Origin of the sequence: Mesorhizobium sp. M2A.F.Ca.ET.046.03.2.1 (assembly GCF_003952425.1) — a bacterium.
Taxonomy (GTDB): domain Bacteria; phylum Pseudomonadota; class Alphaproteobacteria; order Rhizobiales; family Rhizobiaceae; genus Mesorhizobium.
Map to the genome: position 1 here is coordinate 3,094,116 of NZ_CP034449.1, position 17,231 is coordinate 3,111,346.

The 17,231-nt window shown below is 63.4% G+C and carries 15 protein-coding genes; 9 read left to right on the forward strand and 6 right to left on the reverse strand.

The genetic code is table 11. The features are described from left to right. Positions 1-274 precede the first annotated feature (274 nt). From dnaQ to EJ072_RS14845, 5 genes are all read right to left on the reverse strand, one after another. The gene (gene dnaQ / locus EJ072_RS14825; RefSeq protein WP_126080347.1) at positions 275-979 is read right to left on the reverse strand and encodes a DNA polymerase III subunit epsilon; all 705 of its coding nucleotides are present in this window, start codon (positions 977-979) and stop codon (positions 275-277) included. A gap of 75 nt (positions 980-1,054) precedes the next feature. Then, entirely contained in the window at positions 1,055-1,660 is a 606-nt protein-coding gene (coaE, locus tag EJ072_RS14830; RefSeq protein WP_126080348.1) for a dephospho-CoA kinase, read from the reverse strand. Further along, a complete protein-coding gene (locus EJ072_RS14835) occupies positions 1,660-2,487 on the reverse strand; it encodes a shikimate dehydrogenase (RefSeq protein ID WP_126080349.1) in 828 nt (275 codons plus the stop codon). Before EJ072_RS14835 ends, coaE begins: the two co-directional genes overlap by 1 nt. Further along, positions 2,480-3,079 carry a Maf-like protein gene (locus tag EJ072_RS14840; protein ID WP_126080350.1) on the reverse strand — a complete coding sequence of 200 codons (600 nt, stop codon included), beginning with the start codon at positions 3,077-3,079 and terminating at the stop codon, positions 2,480-2,482. The genes EJ072_RS14835 and EJ072_RS14840 overlap by 8 nt, the downstream gene beginning before the upstream one ends. A 295-nt stretch (positions 3,080-3,374) precedes the next feature. Continuing rightward, positions 3,375-4,196 (reverse strand): pyruvate, water dikinase regulatory protein, encoded by an 822-nt coding sequence (locus EJ072_RS14845; protein WP_126080351.1) that lies wholly within the window; start codon positions 4,194-4,196, stop codon positions 3,375-3,377. 495 nt (positions 4,197-4,691) lie between these two features. On the opposite strand from EJ072_RS14845, the gene hemE reads away from it, so the two are divergent. The 3 genes from hemE to rho all read left to right on the forward strand — a co-directional run bounded on the left by hemE (position 4,692) and on the right by rho (position 7,698). Continuing rightward, on the forward strand, positions 4,692-5,720 hold the full coding sequence (gene hemE, locus EJ072_RS14850; RefSeq protein ID WP_126080352.1) for a uroporphyrinogen decarboxylase: 1,029 nt from the start codon (positions 4,692-4,694) through the stop codon (positions 5,718-5,720). Continuing rightward, positions 5,717-6,253: a protoporphyrinogen oxidase HemJ gene (hemJ, locus tag EJ072_RS14855; RefSeq protein WP_126080353.1), complete on the forward strand. Its 537-nt coding sequence runs from the start codon at positions 5,717-5,719 to the stop codon at positions 6,251-6,253. Before hemE ends, hemJ begins: the two co-directional genes overlap by 4 nt. Positions 6,254-6,432: 179 nt before the next feature. After that, positions 6,433-7,698, forward strand: a complete 1,266-nt coding sequence (gene rho, locus EJ072_RS14860; RefSeq protein ID WP_126080354.1) for a transcription termination factor Rho — start codon at positions 6,433-6,435, stop codon at positions 7,696-7,698. Between the two features lie 276 nt (positions 7,699-7,974). Here the strand turns inward: rho and EJ072_RS14865 are convergent, their stop codons facing one another. Continuing rightward, positions 7,975-9,990: a thioredoxin domain-containing protein gene (locus EJ072_RS14865; protein ID WP_126080355.1), complete on the reverse strand. Its 2,016-nt coding sequence runs from the start codon at positions 9,988-9,990 to the stop codon at positions 7,975-7,977. Between the two features lie 120 nt (positions 9,991-10,110). Between EJ072_RS14865 and mnmE the strand changes: the two genes are divergently transcribed. The 6 genes from mnmE to EJ072_RS14895 all read left to right on the forward strand — a co-directional run bounded on the left by mnmE (position 10,111) and on the right by EJ072_RS14895 (position 17,131). Further along, positions 10,111-11,418, forward strand: coding sequence for a tRNA uridine-5-carboxymethylaminomethyl(34) synthesis GTPase MnmE (mnmE, locus tag EJ072_RS14870; protein WP_126080356.1), 1,308 nt, complete (start codon positions 10,111-10,113; stop codon positions 11,416-11,418). 167 nt (positions 11,419-11,585) lie between these two features. Further along, positions 11,586-13,460 carry a tRNA uridine-5-carboxymethylaminomethyl(34) synthesis enzyme MnmG gene (gene mnmG, locus EJ072_RS14875; RefSeq protein WP_126080357.1) on the forward strand — a complete coding sequence of 625 codons (1,875 nt, stop codon included), beginning with the start codon at positions 11,586-11,588 and terminating at the stop codon, positions 13,458-13,460. Then, on the forward strand, positions 13,457-14,098 hold the full coding sequence (gene rsmG, locus EJ072_RS14880) for a 16S rRNA (guanine(527)-N(7))-methyltransferase RsmG (protein WP_126080358.1): 642 nt from the start codon (positions 13,457-13,459) through the stop codon (positions 14,096-14,098). Before mnmG ends, rsmG begins: the two co-directional genes overlap by 4 nt. A gap of 17 nt (positions 14,099-14,115) precedes the next feature. Continuing rightward, on the forward strand, positions 14,116-14,913 hold the full coding sequence (locus EJ072_RS14885) for a ParA family protein (protein ID WP_126080359.1): 798 nt from the start codon (positions 14,116-14,118) through the stop codon (positions 14,911-14,913). Positions 14,914-14,978: 65 nt separating this feature from the next. Continuing rightward, the gene (locus EJ072_RS14890) at positions 14,979-15,872 is read left to right on the forward strand and encodes a ParB/RepB/Spo0J family partition protein (protein ID WP_126080360.1); all 894 of its coding nucleotides are present in this window, start codon (positions 14,979-14,981) and stop codon (positions 15,870-15,872) included. A gap of 632 nt (positions 15,873-16,504) precedes the next feature. After that, entirely contained in the window at positions 16,505-17,131 is a 627-nt protein-coding gene (locus tag EJ072_RS14895; RefSeq protein WP_126080361.1) for a DUF1326 domain-containing protein, read from the forward strand. The last annotated feature ends 100 nt before the right edge of the window (positions 17,132-17,231 follow it).

Sequence of the window (17,231 nt, forward strand, 5' to 3'; positions counted from 1 at the left end):
AGCCCGGCTTCGTGCCGGGCTTTTTTGTTGGAGATGCCGGAGATTGGCGAAAACCTCCGGACGGTCGTCATTCTAGGGCGGAGCAAGGAGCGAAGCGACGCGCGCAGACCCTAGAATCCATGCCGTGACGCTAAGGCGTTGCCACGGTTATAGAATTCTGCACCGTTGCACCCTACGGCGGCGGTCACGGCATGGATACTCGGGTCAAGCCCGAGTATGACCACGTCACGGAGGGATTCGGCCAATCGCGCGGATCAGCGCCACAAGCGCCCGCTCAGCCCACCGCCACTTTCAGCCACAGCGCCTTTTCGCCGAGCGTCGAAACCAGCCCGGCATGCGCGGCGCGGTCCGCTTCGTTCAAGCGCGGCGGCAGGGCAATGGGCCGCGCGCCGATGGAGATGTCGATATCGGCCACCTCGCCGGCGCCGTTCATCTGCATAGACACGGTTTCCAGCACCAGCGCCGCCTGCTTGCCGCCGATGAGCTCGATATAGACCTCGGCCAGCAATTCGGAGTCGAGCAGCGCGCCGTGCTTGGTGCGGCGCGTGTTGTCGATGCCGTAGCGGCGGCAGAGCGCATCGAGCGAGTTCGGGCCCATCGGATGCTTGCGGCGCGCCAAAGCGAGGGTGTCGATGATGCGGCCGGGATCGATGGCCGGATGGTCGAGCCGGCTGTATTCGAGGTTGAGGAAGCCGAGGTCGAAGGTGGCGTTGTGGGCGATCAGCTTGGCGCCGTCGGTGAAGGCCAGCCACTCATCGACGATTTCGGCGAAGGTCGGCTTGCCGACCAGGTCAGCGGCGCTGATGCCGTGCACGGCCTGGGCCTCGGCGTGGATGGCGCGGCCCTGCGGGTTGATGAATTTGTGGAAGGTGCGGCCGGTCGGGAAACGGTTGACCAGCTCGACGCCGCCGAGCTCGATGATGCGGTCTTCGCGCAAATCGAGGCCGGTGGTTTCCGTATCGAAGATGATCTCACGCATTTCGAATCAATCCGCTCCAAGGAGCAGAATCACAAACCAGAACAAAATGGCAATGGGGACTGCCGTCAGCGGACGTCAGGAACCATCCCGGCCGGACTTATCCCCCGTCAATTCGCCGATGACGGCGTCAACCGCCCTCCGCGCCGCCTCGAAGCCATTTCCGGTGTCGATGATGAAGTCGGCCTGGCGGCGTTTCTCGGCATCGGGCACCTGCTTGGCGAGGATCGACAAAAACTTCTCCTCGCTCATGCCAGGCCTCGCCAGCACGCGTTCACGCTGGATCTCGGGCGAAGCGGTGACGACCACGACCTTGTCGATGCGGTTGCGGCCGCCGGTCTCGAACAGAAGCGGGATGTCGAGCACGGCGAGCGGCGCGCCGGCGGCGCGATGCCTCGCCAGAAACGCATCGGCATCGGCGCGCACCAGCGGGTGGATGATCGACTCGAGCTTCTTCAGCGTGGCGGGATCGCCGAGCACTTGGCTCGCCAGCTTCACGCGGTCGACCACGCCTGCCTCGGTCGTGCCCGGGAAGGCCGCCTCGACCAAAGGCGCTGCCTTGCCGGCATAGAGGCGATGCACCGTCTCGTCCGAATCATGCACTGGCACGCCGGCCGCGGCGAACATCTTCGCCGTCGCTGACTTGCCCATGCCGATCGATCCGGTGAGGCCGAGCACGATCATCAATGGCCCTCGATGTCGGCGACGATCATGCGCCGCAATTCGGGCGTAACTTCGGGTTTGCGGCCGAACCAGCGTTCGAAGCCGGGCACTGCCTGGTGCAGCAGCATGCCGAGCCCGTCGACCGTCTTCAACCGCCGCGCCCTGGCGGCGGCAAGCAAAGGCGTTTCCAACGGCACATAGACGATGTCGGTGACGATGGCGTGGTCCGGCAAGCCGGCCGGATCGGCGGCGAGGGTTTCGTTGCCATGCATGCCGAGCGCCGTGGTGTTGACGAGCAGGCCGGCATCGGCAAGCAACTCGCCGACTGCCCCATGCGCCGAGACGCCAGGGCCAAATTGGCGGCTGAGTTCCTCGGCTCTCGCCAGCGTCCGATTGACGATGCGGATGTCCTTGATGCCACGCTCTTTCAGCGCGTGGATGACGGCGCGGGAGGCGCCGCCGGCGCCCAGTACCACGGCCGGCCCATTGACTGCCCATCCAGGCGCATACTGGTCAAGATTGGCGGCAAAGCCGTAGCCGTCCGTATTGCCGCCCCAGAGAACGTCGTCCTCGAACCACAGCGTGTTGACCGCGCCGATTTCATCGGCCGCACGGTCGCGGCGCGCGACGCCGGCGAAGGCGGCTTCCTTGTGCGGAATGGTGACATTGCCGCCGCGGTAGCTGTTCTCGCCGAGAGATTTGAGGAAATCGGTGAAATCCGCCGGCGCGACGTCGATCGCCTGGTAGCTGCCGTCGATGCCGTATTTATTGAGCCAATAGCCGTGGATCTTCGGCGAGCGCGAATGGGCGATCGGATGTCCGGTAACGAAGGCCTTTTTCTCAGCCATCGATGGCTCCCAGCGCGCGCAGCTCCTTCAGGACCGGCAGCAACGGCAGGCCGACGATGGTGAAATAGTCACCCTCGATCTTCTCGAACAGCTGGATGCCTTCGCCCTCCACCTGATAGGCGCCGACGCTCCCCAGGGCCTTGGCGCCGACGCGCGCCAGATGCCGGCCGATGAAGGCGGGGTCGAGCTTGCGCATGGTGAGGTTGGCAATGCCGACATGACGCCACAGCACTTCGCCGTCGCGGCAAAGCACGGCCGCGCTGTTCAGCTGATGCGTCTTGCCCGAGAGCGCGAGCAGGTGGCGGCGAGCGCCTTCCATGTCGGCCGGCTTGTGAAAGACCTCGTCGCCCAGCGACAGCGTCTGGTCACAGCCGAGCACCAGGGAGCCGGGCCTCCGCTCACTGACCTCAGTCGCCTTGGCCTCGGCCAGGATCGAGGCGACGTCTTCCGGCGAGACGCCGCTGTCTTTCAGCGGAGCCTCGAGGGCGCGCTCGTCGACATTTGCCGGCACCGCCTCGATGTCGAGGCCGGCATTGACGAGCATGGTCTTTCGGAACGGGCTGCCGGAGGCGAGGATGATCTTTTCGGACATGCACTAGTTCCCTGACGCTGTTGACCCATCGTTTGTCCGGCGGTCCAGCACAAACTTTGGAGAATGGCCAAGGCCCTACGAACTTCGTCATCCTAGGGCGAAGCAGGAGCGAAGCTCCGTTGCGAAGACCCTAAGATCCATGCCGTAACCTCAGCCGAGGGGCGCAGCGGAGCAGAATTCTACACCGTTGCAATACTTCGACGTCATGGCATGGATCCTAGGGTCTACGCCGCGTCGCTGCGCTCCTTGCTCCGCCCTAGGATGACGAAGCAGCCGGCGTCTCGGCCAATCTCCGTTACCGCGTCTTGCCCCGCAGGGCAACGATTGCCGCCGCCGTTTCCTCGATGGAGCGGCGGCTGACATCGATCATCGGCCAGCCATGCTTCGTGCAGAGCTGACGCGCATACGCGAGCTCCTCGTTGATGGCGGCGCGATCGACATAGTCGGTCGGCACGAAGGCGGCGCTGTTGCCGAGGATGCGGTTCTGCCTCACATGCGAGATACGCTCGGCCGTCGCGATCAGCCCGACGATCAGCGGCGTCTTGGCGGAGATCAGGCTCTCGGGCAGCGGCACGCCGAGCACGATCGGGATGTTGGCTGTCTTGATGCCGCGATTGGCGAGATAGATCGAGGTCGGCGTCTTCGAGGTGCGCGAGATGCCGATCAGCACGATATCGGCATCGTCCATATTGGCCGGCAGCTGGCCGTCATCATGCTCCATGGTGAAGTTCAACGCGTCGATGCGGCGAAAATATTCGGCGTCGAGCACGTGCTGGGCGCCGACGCGGCGACCGGCCGGCGTGCCGAGATAGGATTGGAAGACGGCGAGCACCGGCTCCAGCACCGAGACGCAAGGCAGGCCCATGGCCGCGCAGCGCTCGTCGATCGAGCGCGCGAGCTTCTGATCGACCACGGTGTAGAGGATGATGCCGGGCTCCTCCTCGATGTCATCGAAGACCTTGGCGACCTGCTTCTCGGTTCGGATCAGCGGATAGATATGTTCGATGGCGCGCGCGTCCTTGTACTGCGCGGACGCAGCGCGGCCAGCGGCCAGCAGCGTCTCGCCGGTGGCGTCGGAGATCAGGTGCAGATGGAAGAAGCTCTGAGGTTTGTTCACAAGGGATGGGTCCAGGCTGTGGGCAATTGTGGACAAGGCCGGATGTGCGGGCCTTGGGTAGGGAAGCGACTGTATCAGATGGCCGCTTGTCCACAATTCGACCAGCTGTAGGCTTTGTCGCGGCGCTGGGGACAAAACTGGGGATCAACTTTTCCGGGCCGATTTCATCCACAACCCGAACATCGGAGCGGACCGGCCAAGCGTTTGACTCGAAAGCCTGAATCGTCCTTGTCCCCAGATCCCTCCAGTTTGCGAAAACAAGTACGCGACAATATGCTGACTGGCCTTTTCGAGCCGCAGGCTGGACAGGTCGCAATCATCACAACCAACAGACTCTTAGAATCAGAAGACTCTTTTAAAATAGATATTTGATTTAAGAGACCGCGCATGACCCCGAACCGGAGGTTCGGAAAGGATCATGCGCTAGATGAAAGTGCTACAGGGTCCTTTGCGCGTCTTAGGACGCGCGGCGCTGTAGAGAGAGGCGGGCGCTGGATGGCTGGGAAACGGATCGTGCTCGACGTCCTCAAGGGCGAGACGGTTTCACCGCCGCCGCTCTGGATGATGCGCCAGGCAGGCCGCTATCTTCCGGAGTATCGCAAGACCAGGAAACGGGCCGGATCCTTCCTCGATCTCTGCTATGATCCGGACCTTGCCGTCGAGGTGACGCTGCAGCCGATCGAACGCTTCGGCTTCGACGCCTCGATCCTGTTCTCCGACATTCTCGTTGTGCCCAACGCCTTGGGAAGGGATGTTCGTTTCGAGGAAGGCCGCGGGCCGGTCCTGAAGCCGATCTCGGCGGCCGAGATTGCGGCGCTGAACGGCGATGTGTTTCACGTGAATCTTGAGCCGGTCTACGAGACCGTGCGCCGGCTGCGCGCGAAATTGCCCAACGAGACGACGCTGCTCGGCTTCTGCGGCGCGCCATGGACGGTGGCGACCTATATGATCGCCGGGCATGGGACGCCCGACCAGGGCCCGGCGCGGCTGTTCGCCTATCGCGAGCCCGAGGCCTTCGCGAGGCTCTTGAAGACACTGGCCGATCATTCGGCTGCCTATCTCATCCGCCAGATCGAAGCCGGCGCCGATGCGGTGCAGATTTTCGATTCCTGGTCGGGCGTGCTGGACGAGCCCTCCTTCGAGGCTTTCTGCGTCGAGCCGGTGGCCGAGATCGTGCGGCAGGTGGAGGCGGTTCATCCCGACGTGCCGGTGATCGGTTTTCCGAAGGGCGCCGGCGAACGCTATCGCGACTACAGGAAGAAGACCGGCATTGCCGGTCTCGGCCTCGACTGGACCGTGCCTTTGTCCATGGCGAAGGAGCTGCAGCGCGAAGGCGCGGTGCAGGGCAATCTCGATCCGCTGCGGCTGGTCGCCGGCGGCAAGGCGCTGGCCGATGGCGTCGAGTCGATCCTGAGGACACTGGGCGGCGGGCCGCTGATCTTCAATCTCGGCCATGGCATCACGCCGGAAACGCCGGTCGCCCATGTCGAAGCGATGGTGAAAATGGTGAGGAGCCACCGATGAGCAATGTGAGCAACGAGAACACCACCGGCCAGGCGATGAAGCGCATGGTGATCGGCATTGTCGTTCTCGTGGCGGCGACGGCCCTTCTCTATTTGGTGGCTGGCGACGGCTTCTATCTCTGGGCGAAGGCCATTCATGTGATCGCGGTGATCGCCTGGATGGCGGGCATGCTCTATCTGCCGCGGCTGTTCGTCTATCATGTCGATGCCGAAAAAGGCTCGGTGCAGTCCGAGACCTTCAAGGTGATGGAGCGCCGTCTGCTCAGGGGGATCATCAATCCGGCGATGATCGTGACCTGGGTGTTCGGCCTTTGGCTGGCCTGGAAAGGCTTCGGCTTCCAGGGCGGCTGGCTGCACACCAAGATCGCGCTGGTGCTCATCCTGTCGGGTCTGCATGGCTATCTCGCCGGCGCGGTCAGGAAATTCGCCGAGGACAAGAACGAAAAGCCGGCCAGGCACTGGCGGATCGTCAACGAGATCCCCACATTGCTGATGATCGTCATCGTCATCCTGGTCGTCGTGAAGCCGTTCTAGGCTCCCCCCAAAACCAGAAGAAGCCCAGCAAAAGGCGGCTTGCTCTTTCGGGCGACCGACGATAAAAGACGGGTCTTCCTTCCCGTCATGCGCCGCCCCCTTTACTCGCTTTCGGCCGCGCCCGGCATTTGTCGTATTCAGCCGATTTTTCTCCCCAAAGCCTACCCAGAGTCTATCTAATGCAAGAAATGAAACTCGCAGAGTTCAAGAACAAGAAGCCGCCGGAGCTGATCGCTTACGCCGAAACGCTCGAGGTGGAGAACGCCAGCGTCATGCGCAAGCAGGAGCTGATGTTCGCGATCCTGAAGAAGCTCGCCGCGCAGGACATCGAGATCATCGGTGATGGCGTGGTGGAGGTGCTGCAGGACGGCTTCGGCTTCCTGCGCTCGGCCAACGCAAACTACCTGCCCGGCCCCGACGACATCTATATCTCGCCGTCGCAGATCCGGCGCTTCTCGCTCAAGACCGGCGACACGGTCGAAGGACCGATCCGCAGCCCGAAAGAGGGCGAGCGCTATTTCGCGCTGCTCAAGGTCAACACCATCAATTTCGACGATCCGGAAAAAATCCGGCACAAGATACACTTCGACAATCTGACGCCGCTCTACCCGACCTCGCGGCTGAAGATGGAGGTCGACACTCCCCCCACCAAGGACATCTCGCCGCGCGTGATTGACCTGGTGGCGCCGATCGGCAAGGGCCAGCGCGCGCTGATCAACGCGCAGCCGCGCACCGGTAAGACGGTGCTGTTGCAGAACATCGCGCATTCGATCACCGCCAATCATCCGGAATGCTACCTGATCGTGCTTTTGATCGACGAGCGTCCTGAAGAAGTGACCGACATGCAACGCTCGGTGAAGGGCGAGGTCATCTCCTCGACCTTCGACGAGCCAGCCGCGCGTCACGTGCAGGTCGCCGAAATGGTGATCGAGAAGGCCAAGCGCCTGGTTGAGCATGGTCGCGACGTCGTCATCCTGCTCGATTCGATCACCCGCCTCGGCCGCGCCTACAACACGGTCGTGCCGTCATCCGGCAAGGTGCTAACCGGCGGTGTCGACGCCAACGCGCTGCAACGCCCGAAGCGTTTCTTTGGTGCGGCCCGCAATATCGAAGAAGGCGGTTCGCTGACCATTATCGCCACCGCGCTGATCGACACCGGCAGCCGCATGGACGAAGTCATCTTCGAAGAGTTCAAGGGCACCGGCAACTGCGAAATCCAGCTCGACCGCAAGGTGGCCGACAAGCGCATCTATCCGGCGATCGACATCCTCAAGTCTGGTACCCGCAAGGAAGACCTGCTGGTGCCGCGATCGGACCTGCAGAAGATCTTCGTGCTGCGCCGCATCCTAGCGCCGATGGGCACGACCGACGCGATCGAGTTCCTGATCGACAAGCTCAAGCAGACCAAGACCAACGCGGACTTCTTCGATTCGATGAATACGTGATTGGGGACTGCGGTCCCCCTTCTCCCCTTGTGGGAGAGGTGGCCGCGAAGCGGCCGGATGAGGGGTGCTCCAGCTTGACGCAGCCGCTTATCCAGTCGGAATCCGCCAGCGTCTCACTCAGCTGGAACACCCCTCATCTGTCTCGGCGCTGCGCGCCGATCCACCGCCCGGCCCTTCGCAGGCTCAGGGCGTTCGAAGCTCGAAAAGCCAATCAATTGGCTTTTCGTCCGCTGCGCGGACCGCCTCTCACCCCACAAGGGGAGAAGGAGAAGGGCGCTATCGCCTCAGCAACTTCTCCAACTCCTGCGCATCCGTCACCACCGGCAGGCACATCTGCCCGCTGCAGAACCAGCCGCCTGGCTTCTCCGTCGGCGGCAGCACGCCGCCCGGCAGGAGCGGGCGATTCGCTTCCGTACCGATCGGCACGACGATGTCGACCCGGCGCGGGTCGGGATTCCGATTCGGAACCGGAACAAGGCTTGAAGACCCTGGCTCATCTATGATGACAAGCTTCAGCGGCTCGAGCGCCAGGGCACAGGCATTGACGATGCCGGCCTGGCCGTAAGCCTGTTGGGATGCGCGGCCCATGGCGTGCTCGGCGGTCGCCCAGGCCCTTCCCCAGAGTTCGAAGTCGCCGGTGAGCGAAGACAACCGAACCAGCGCTTCGATGATCTGGCTGGTGGCCGAGGGAATTGCTTCGTCGACATCGCCGCGGATGCGGATCGGGACGTCGCCGCTGTCCGAAGCCGTCAGCCAGTAGCCGGTCTTTTCCGCATCCAGGTGCCAGCGATCGAGTTCGCCGATGAACAGCCTGGCGCGGTCCGAATAGGTTGGATCGCTGGTCGCCTCGAAGAGTGCAATCGCGGCGTTGGTCATGGCTGCGTAATCGCTAGACAGTGCCGGGAAAAGCTTCTTCGCGCCGAGCATGGAATGCGGCAGCCGGTCGTCCTGGCTGGCCTCGACAATATGGGTGAAGGCTTTTGCCGCGGCATCGATCCAGTCGCGCCTGCCAAGGGAGCGGCCGGCTTCGGCGAGTGCTGCGATCATCAGACCGTTCCAGTCGGTGAGCACCTTGCCGTCGCGGCCCGGCCTGACCCGCTGTTCGCGGAAAGCCAGCAGCTTCGCTTTCAAAGGCGCAAGATTGGCGGAGTCGGCAATGCCTTTGCTTTGCTGCATTTCGCTTTGGCGGACGATCGGCTTGCCTTCCCAGCCATGCGGTGCGGCCAGCTCGAAATACTGAAAGAAAGTCGGGGCGTCGTCGCCCAGCGCGGCCTCGATCTCGTCGCGGCTCCACGTGTAAAAGAGCCCCTCCTCGCCGTCGCTGTCGGCGTCGAGGCTGGCGGCGAAGGCGCCGCCTTCGACACGCATCTCGCGCAGCAGCCAGGCGACGGTCTCTTCGATTCGCAGCCGGAACAAGTCTTTTCCGGTGGCGGCATAGGCCCAGTTGCACAGGCGGATGAGCTGGGCATTGTCATAGAGCATTTTTTCGAAATGCGGCACCAGCCATTCGGCGTCGGTGGAATAGCGGCTGAGACCGCCGCCGACATGATCGTAGATGCCGCCGGCAAGCATCTTTTCGAGACTGGTGAGCACGGCATCGCGGTGGTCCACCTGGCCGTCGCGCAGCCAGGACAGCCAAAGCGTATGCATAAAGGGCGCATTCGGGAATTTGGGCGCGCCCTTCAAGCCGCCGAGATCGTGGTCGATCATGCCGTCGATGCGGCCGGCGAGATCGGCGAGCGTATCGCGGTCGAGCACCGCCTTGCCGTTTGTCCCGGCAAGCCGGGATTCGACATGGGCGGTCAGCCCGTCGGCGCCTTCGGCGAGGCTCTGCTGCTTTTCCCGCCAAGCCTTGTCGACCGCTTCCAGCACCTGGATGAAGCCCGGCCGCCCGTAACGCGCCTCGCGCGGAAAATAGGTTCCGCCCCAGAACGGCTTGCCGTCGGGCGTCAGGAACATGGTGAGCGGCCAGCCGCCCTGCTCGCCCATGGCATGGAGCGCAGCCATGTAGATCTGGTCGATGTCCGGCCGCTCCTCGCGATCGACCTTGATATTCACGTAGAGCCGGTTCATGACGGCCGCGACGGCGTCGTTCTCGAAGCTTTCATGCGCCATGACATGGCACCAATGGCAGGCGGCGTAGCCGATGGAGAGCAGGATCGGCCGGCCGAGTTCCCTGGCTTCGGCAAGGGCGGCCGGCGACCAGCCGCGCCAATGGACGGGATTGTCGCTGTGCTGCCGCAGATAGGGGCTGGCTTCTTCGGCAAGCAGGTTTCGCGCGGGCAAGGTCACGATGGGCGGCTCGGCGTGGTTTGAGGCAGAGGTCAGAGCGTGATGCCGAAAGGTGAAGCGGCCGACACGCTCTACCTTTTAATCTAGGCGGTTCGGCAGGTACGGCAAATGGTTTCGCCAATGGCTTCGAAGGATTCGATCGTCGCGCTGTCCAGCGGCCGCCTGCCCGCGGGCATCGCGGTTATCCGCATTTCCGGGCCGAAGACTCGATTCGTGGTCGAAACGATCGCCGGGCCGGTTAAGGATCGGTTTACCAATTTACGGACGATCAGGGCGGCGGATGGCTCGACGATCGACCACGGGCTCGTGCTGTTCTTTCCGGGCCCCGGCAGCTTCACCGGCGAGGATGTCGCCGAGTTCCAGGTGCATGGCAGCCGCGCGGTCGCCGCCAAGATGCTGGAGACGATCACCGGCTTCGAAGGCGTCAGGCATGCCGAGCCCGGGGAGTTCACCAGGCGTGCCTTTCTCAACGGCAGGCTGGATCTGGTCGAGACGGAGGCCCTGGCCGACCTGGTCAATGCAGAAACCGAGGCGCAGCGCCGGTTCGCCCTCAGCAATGCGGAAGGCGCGCAGAGTGAACTCTATTTGAGCTGGCGGCGCCGGCTGATCCACGCGCGTGCGATGATCGAGGCGGAGATCGACTTCGCCGACGAGGAGGATGTGCCTGGCTCCGTTTCGGAGGCGATCTGGTCAGACGTGACAGCGATGATCGGCGAGATCGAATGGCACGTCGAGGGGTTCAAGGCCGCGGAGATCATCCGTGACGGTTTTGAGGTCGTGATCCTCGGCGCGCCGAATGCCGGCAAATCCTCCCTGTTCAACGCCTTGGCGCGGCGTGAAGCGGCGATCGTCACTGACGAGCCTGGCACGACCCGCGATCTGCTCGAGGTCGTCATGGACCTCAACGGGCTGAAGGTGCGGCTTGTCGATACCGCCGGGCTGCGCGACGCCGTGGGCAAGGTGGAAGCGATCGGCATCGAAAGAGCACGGGCCAAAGCTGATGTGGCGGATCTTGTTCTGCTGTTGGAGGATATGGCCAATCCGGCGCCTGTCGGGGAAGTCTCGGCTGGGGCTCCGTTGCTGAGAATCGGCACGAAGTCGGACGTCGCCGATGTCGGCGCCGGTGCCTACGACCTGGTGATTTCTTCCAGGGACGGCAGCGGACTGGGGCGCCTTCTCGGTGAGATCGGAAGCCGCGCCGCCGCCGCGGTTGGCGAGGCCGGTGACGTCCTGCCCTCCAGAATGCGGCATGTCGAGCTGCTGCAAGAGGCGATGGATTTCCTGAGGGCGGCGCTGTCAGGGCACAGCCAGGAGCTGCGCGCCGAGGAATTGCGGTTGGCGGCGGAGCGCCTCGGGCGGATCGTCGGTGCCGTCGATGTAGAGGATCTGCTCGACGTCATCTTTTCGCAGTTCTGCATTGGTAAATGATTCACGTGAAACACGGAGCGGCCTCTGTCCGGCAGTGACTCACGTGAAACGCTACGCAATTGGGCCGGATTAATGTTTCACGTGAAACGGGTCCGGTCTTCCTCCTTGACAGCGCGAGGTGGCAGGGACATGTGTCTGTCCATCTCTGAAAGCGGATTTTTGGAAAAATGACCGATCACTATGATGTGGTGGTGGTGGGCGGCGGCCATGCCGGATGCGAGGCGGCGAGTGCTGCCGCGCGCGCCGGCGCCAGGACCGCGCTGGTGACGCTTCGCTTCGATACGATCGGCGTCATGTCCTGCAATCCCGCGATCGGAGGTCTCGGCAAGGGCCATCTCGTGCGCGAGATCGACGCCATGGATGGGTTGATGGGCCGCATCGCCGACGCCGCCGGCATCCAGTTCCGCCTGCTCAATCGCCGCAAGGGGCCGGCCGTGCGCGGCCCGCGCACCCAGGCCGACCGCAAGCTCTATCGGCTGGCGATGCAGGAAGCGATTCGGCAGCAGAACAATCTCGACGTGATCGAAGGCGAGGCTCTCGACTTCGAAATCACGGACGGTCGAATCGCTGCCGTTCAGATTTCGGGTGACCGCCGGTTGGCTTGCGGCGCCGTGGTGCTGACCACCGGCACCTTTCTGCGCGGCCTGATCCATATCGGCGAGAAGAAGATCGTCGCCGGCCGCATGAACGAGCAAGCGAGCCACGGCCTGTCGGCGACGATGGCGCGCGCGGGTTTCCAGCTCGGGCGCCTGAAGACCGGAACGCCCCCTCGCCTCGACGGCCGCACCATCGACTGGGCCTCGCTGGAAAGCCAGGCCGCAGACGAAGATCCGGTGCCGTTCTCACTGATGACGGACGCTATCGCCAACCCGCAGATCCATTGCGGCATCACCCGCACCATGCCGGCAACGCATGAGCTGATCCGCGCCAATCTCGGCCGCTCGGCCATGTATTCCGGCTCGATCGAAGGCGTCGGCCCGCGCTATTGCCCGTCGATCGAGGATAAGATCGTCAAGTTCGGTGACCGCGAGGGCCATCAGATCTTCCTGGAGCCGGAAGGTCTCGATGACGACACCGTCTATCCGAACGGCATTTCGACCTCGCTGCCGGAGGACGTTCAGCTCGAGATCCTGAAGACCATTCCCGGGCTGGAGAAGGCGACGATGCTGCAGCCGGGCTATGCGATCGAATACGACCATGTCGACCCGCGCGAGCTGAAGGCTACGCTAGAGACGATGCGCGTCACTGGCCTGTTCCTTGCCGGGCAGATCAACGGCACCACCGGTTATGAAGAAGCCGGCGCGCAAGGCCTGCTCGCCGGCATCAACGCGGCGCGCAAGGCCGCCGGCGGTGACGAATTCGTGCTCAGCCGAACCGAAGCCTATATCGGCGTGATGGTCGATGACCTCACCAGCCGCGGTATCGCAGAGCCCTATCGGATGTTCACCTCGCGTGCCGAGTTCCGGCTTTCGCTGCGCGCCGACAATGCAGACGAGCGGCTGACGCCGCTGGGTGAAAAGCTCGGCATCGCGTCGTCGGAACGGCTGCAGCGCTTCGGCGGGATTGTCCGGAAGCTCGACGAAGCCCGTGTCTTGGCGAAGTCGGTGGCCTGGACGCCGAAAGAGGCGGCGCGGATCGGGCTGGAGATCAACAAAGACGGCGTGCGCCGCTCGGCTTACGACCTCTTGGCGCATCCGGGCGTCGACATGGCCTGGCTCGCCGGCGTCGAACCGCGCTTTGCCGCGCTTGACGCCAAGACGGCCGAGCGGCTTGAAACGGAAGCGAAATATTCGGTTTACCTCGATCGCCAGCAGGCGGATGTTGCACAGATCAGGCATGAGGAATCGCGGCTCATCCCTGAGGGCATCGACTTCTCGGATGTGCCGGGCCTGTCGAACGAGCTGAAGCAGAAGATGAAGACGCGCCAGCCGCGTTCGATTGCCGACGCGCAACGGATGGAAGGCATGACGCCGGCGGCGCTTGCCATCATTGTCGCGCACGTCCGCAATGCCGAGCTTGGCGCGCGAAGGTCCGTGGCGTGAGCGCGGATGCCTGGGCGGACCTGCAGAAGGCAGCGGGTCCGGTTTCACGTGAAACATTCGAGCGGCTTCGGGCTTTCGAACAGCTGTTCCTGAAATGGAACCGCAGCATTAATCTGGCGGCACCATCGACGCTGGACGATATCTGGCGCCGGCATATTCTGGACAGTGCCCAGCTTGCGCGAATCGCGCCCGCCGCAACGCGCTGGGTCGATCTTGGCTCAGGCGGTGGGTTTCCCGGATTGGTGCTCGGCTTCCTGCTCAAAGGACGTCCCGGCGCATCGATCGATCTTGTCGAGAGCAACCGCAAGAAGGCGTCGTTCCTGCAATCGGTCGTCGGACAGTTCGATTTGCCGGCGCGGGTTCTGGCGAAGCGCATCGACGACAGCTATGCGCTTGTTTCCGCACCGGAAATCGTCACGGCGCGGGCGCTGGCGGCGCTCCCGGACCTGCTCGATCTGGCAGCACCCTGGCTGATTAAAGGGGCGCGCGCGCTTTTCCATAAAGGCCGGGATTACCGGGCCGAAGTGGAAGAAAGCACTCACCGCTGGACCTTCGATCTGGTAGAACATTCGAGCATGACCGACCCCCATGGCGTCATCCTCGAAATCAGCGACTTGCGTCCGGCGAAACAGCAATGAATTACTGGCATAGGCCCATGAGCAAAGCACCGCGTATCATCACTGTTGCCAACCAGAAGGGCGGCGTCGGCAAGACAACGACGGCCATCAATCTGGCGACGGCCCTGGCCGCGATCGGCGAGCGCGTGCTGATCGTCGATCTCGATCCGCAGGGCAATGCCAGCACCGGGCTCGGCATCGACCGCAAGGATCGGACCGTCTCGTCCTATGATGTGCTGACCGGCGAGCTCGAGCTGGAAGCGGCCGCCGTGCCGACGGCGGTGCCCGGCCTGTCGATCGTGCCCTCCACGCTCGACCTGCTCGGCATCGAGATGGAGATCGCCTCGGCGCCCGACCGTGTGCTCAGGCTCCGCAATGCTCTGCGCGCCGCGGCAGAGCGTTCGGCGCCGTTCGGCTATGTGCTGATCGATTGTCCGCCCTCGCTCAATCTTTTGACTTTGAATTCAATGGCGGCAGCCGATTCCGTTCTCGTGCCGCTGCAATGTGAGTTCTTCGCGCTGGAGGGTCTCAGCCAGTTGCTGGAAACGGTCGAGCAGGTGCGCGGCACGATCAATCCGGACCTGACCATCCAGGGGATCGTGCTCACCATGTATGACGGGCGCAACAACCTCGCCAACCAAGTGGTGCAGGATGTACGCACCCATATGGGCGACAAGGTCTATGAGACGATCATCCCGCGCAATGTGCGGGTCTCCGAAGCGCCGTCCTATGGCAAGCCGGCGATCCTCTATGACCTGAAATGCTCCGGCAGCCAGGCTTATCTGCAGCTCGCCTCCGAGGTGATCCGCCGTGAGCGCAAGCTGCGCGCCGCCTGAGCCGTAGCGGCCTAGCGGCGGTGGTTAATCAGCCGATTCGATTCCGAAACGATCTGGACATTATAATGACCGAAGACCAATCGAGAAAAAGACTGGGCCGTGGCCTCGCTGCGCTTATCGGCGAAATCGACCGTCCGGCGGCGCGGGAAAAGCCGAGTGCGACGGTGGCGGCTGACGGCAAGGTGCCGATCGAATTCGTCAGCCCGAACCCGAAGAACCCGCGCCGGCATTTCGGCGATGCCGAGCTCACCGACCTTGCCCAGTCGATTCGCGAGCATGGCGTGGTGCAGCCGGTGGTGGCGCGCCCCTCGCCCTCTCAGCCCGGCCGCTACGAGATCATCGCCGGCGAGCGGCGCTGGCGGGCGGCGCAGCGCGCCGGGCTCACCGAAATCCCGGTCATCGTGCGCGACGTCAACGATCGCACGGCGCTGGAGCTGGCGATCATCGAGAACGTGCAGCGCGCCGACCTCAATCCTGTCGAGGAGGCGCAAGGCTATCAGCAGCTCATCGACGAGCATGGCTATACCCAGGCCGATCTCGGCCAGGTGATCGGCAAGAGCCGCAGCCATGTCGCCAACACGCTGCGTCTGCTGAAGCTGCCTCCCGTGATCCACTCGATGCTGGTCGACGGTGATCTGTCCGCCGGCCATGCACGTACGCTGGTGACTGCCGAGGATCCCGCCGGGCTTGCCAAGCGCATCGTCAAGGAGGGGCTTTCGGTGCGCCAGGCCGAAGCGCTGGCGCAGACGCCCGCCGGTCCGACACCGGCCAAGGCGAAGTCCGCGACAAGCGCGCCCGAAAAGGATCCCGACACGCTGGCGCTGGAGAAGCTGATGACCGACACGATCGGCATGATCGTGAGCATCGAGCACAAGGGCAAGGGCGGCACGCTGCGCGTCGATTACCGCTCGCTGGAGCAGCTCGACGAGTTGTGCCGACGGCTGAAGGACGAACGGTAGGCGGCTGCGGCGCAACGGTATTTGCCGTGATTTGAGATTTTGCCTTAAGGTTGGATACGACTGATATATCGGTGATAACAATAGTGGGCTGGCGATGCGCCGGCCCTTTTTTGTTTTGGCTGGCCAAGGCGGCGGGGACAGCTGATCTCCCCCATTGTGGGGGAGATGCCCGGCAGGGCAGAGGGGGGCGCGAAGGAACGCCATCATCTCATGAGCGCAACAACGACCGAACGACATGGATTGACATTAAATCATTGTAGCGTCGACAGAATTCAGTGCCAATGCGCCTCCGCCAAGGCCAGGATTCTTGGGAGGTCGACGCCAAAAGCCGATACGCTGGCGGGACAGCGCCCCTCTGTCCTGCCGGACATCTCCCCCACGAGGGGGGAGATCAGTCACCGCCTCGGCTTTCGCCAATCACGGACGTGGTTGATATCTGGGCTGAAGCTCGCATTGCCTGCCGCTTGGCTTGACACCCCAAGGCAACGGCGTACCCTCTATTAGCTCGAACTTAACTATGCCCTGGCGTGCCGATCATTCGCGGCGAGGGCTACCTGCCGTTCCGACATCGTGAAACGGCACTGCTCGCCAAAGCGATATGCCGACGCGCCTGACGCAAACGGGAGGTGCAAATGGCGGTCAGTTGGCAATTGTCCGGAAGCTATTTTGAAAATTGCAGCTGCGATGTCGTGTGTCCCTGTCTGATGTCCACCAACGCGCAGCTGACGTCGAAGCCGACCAAAGGCGTTTGCGACGTCGGTCTGGTCTTTCACATCGACAAGGGCAATTACGGCGACGTTCGACTGGACGGGCTCAACGTCGCGATGGTTGCGCACACGCCAGGCCCGATGGCGGAAGGCAATTGGACGGCCGCCGCCTATATCGACGGTCGGGCCGATGACCAGCAGACGGAAGCGCTGGGCGCGATCTTCACCGGCGCCGCGGGTGGTCCGATGGCTGCCTTCGCGCCGATGATCAGCACCAACCTCGGAGCCAAGAAGGTGCCGATCGACTACAAGATCGACGGCAAGAAGCGGTCGGCGGCGATTGCCGGGGTGGCTGAGCTGGCCGTCGAACCGTTGCCGACCATGCGCGAGGACGGCGAGATGTGGGCGGCTACCGGCCATCCCGTCAATCCCGACTGGCTCGGTCTGGCGATGGGGGGCGCAGGCAGCACCTTCAGCGACCATGGCATGAGCTGGGACAATTCCCGCTGCAACGGGCATTACGCGCCGATCAACTGGTCCGGCCAGCTCTAGAGCGTTTCACCGTTTCACGGAAACGGCGATCCGCTATCCTTTGTTTTTACGCAATTCCGGGCGGAAAACCGCTCACACTTTTCCTGGAATTGCTCTGGCG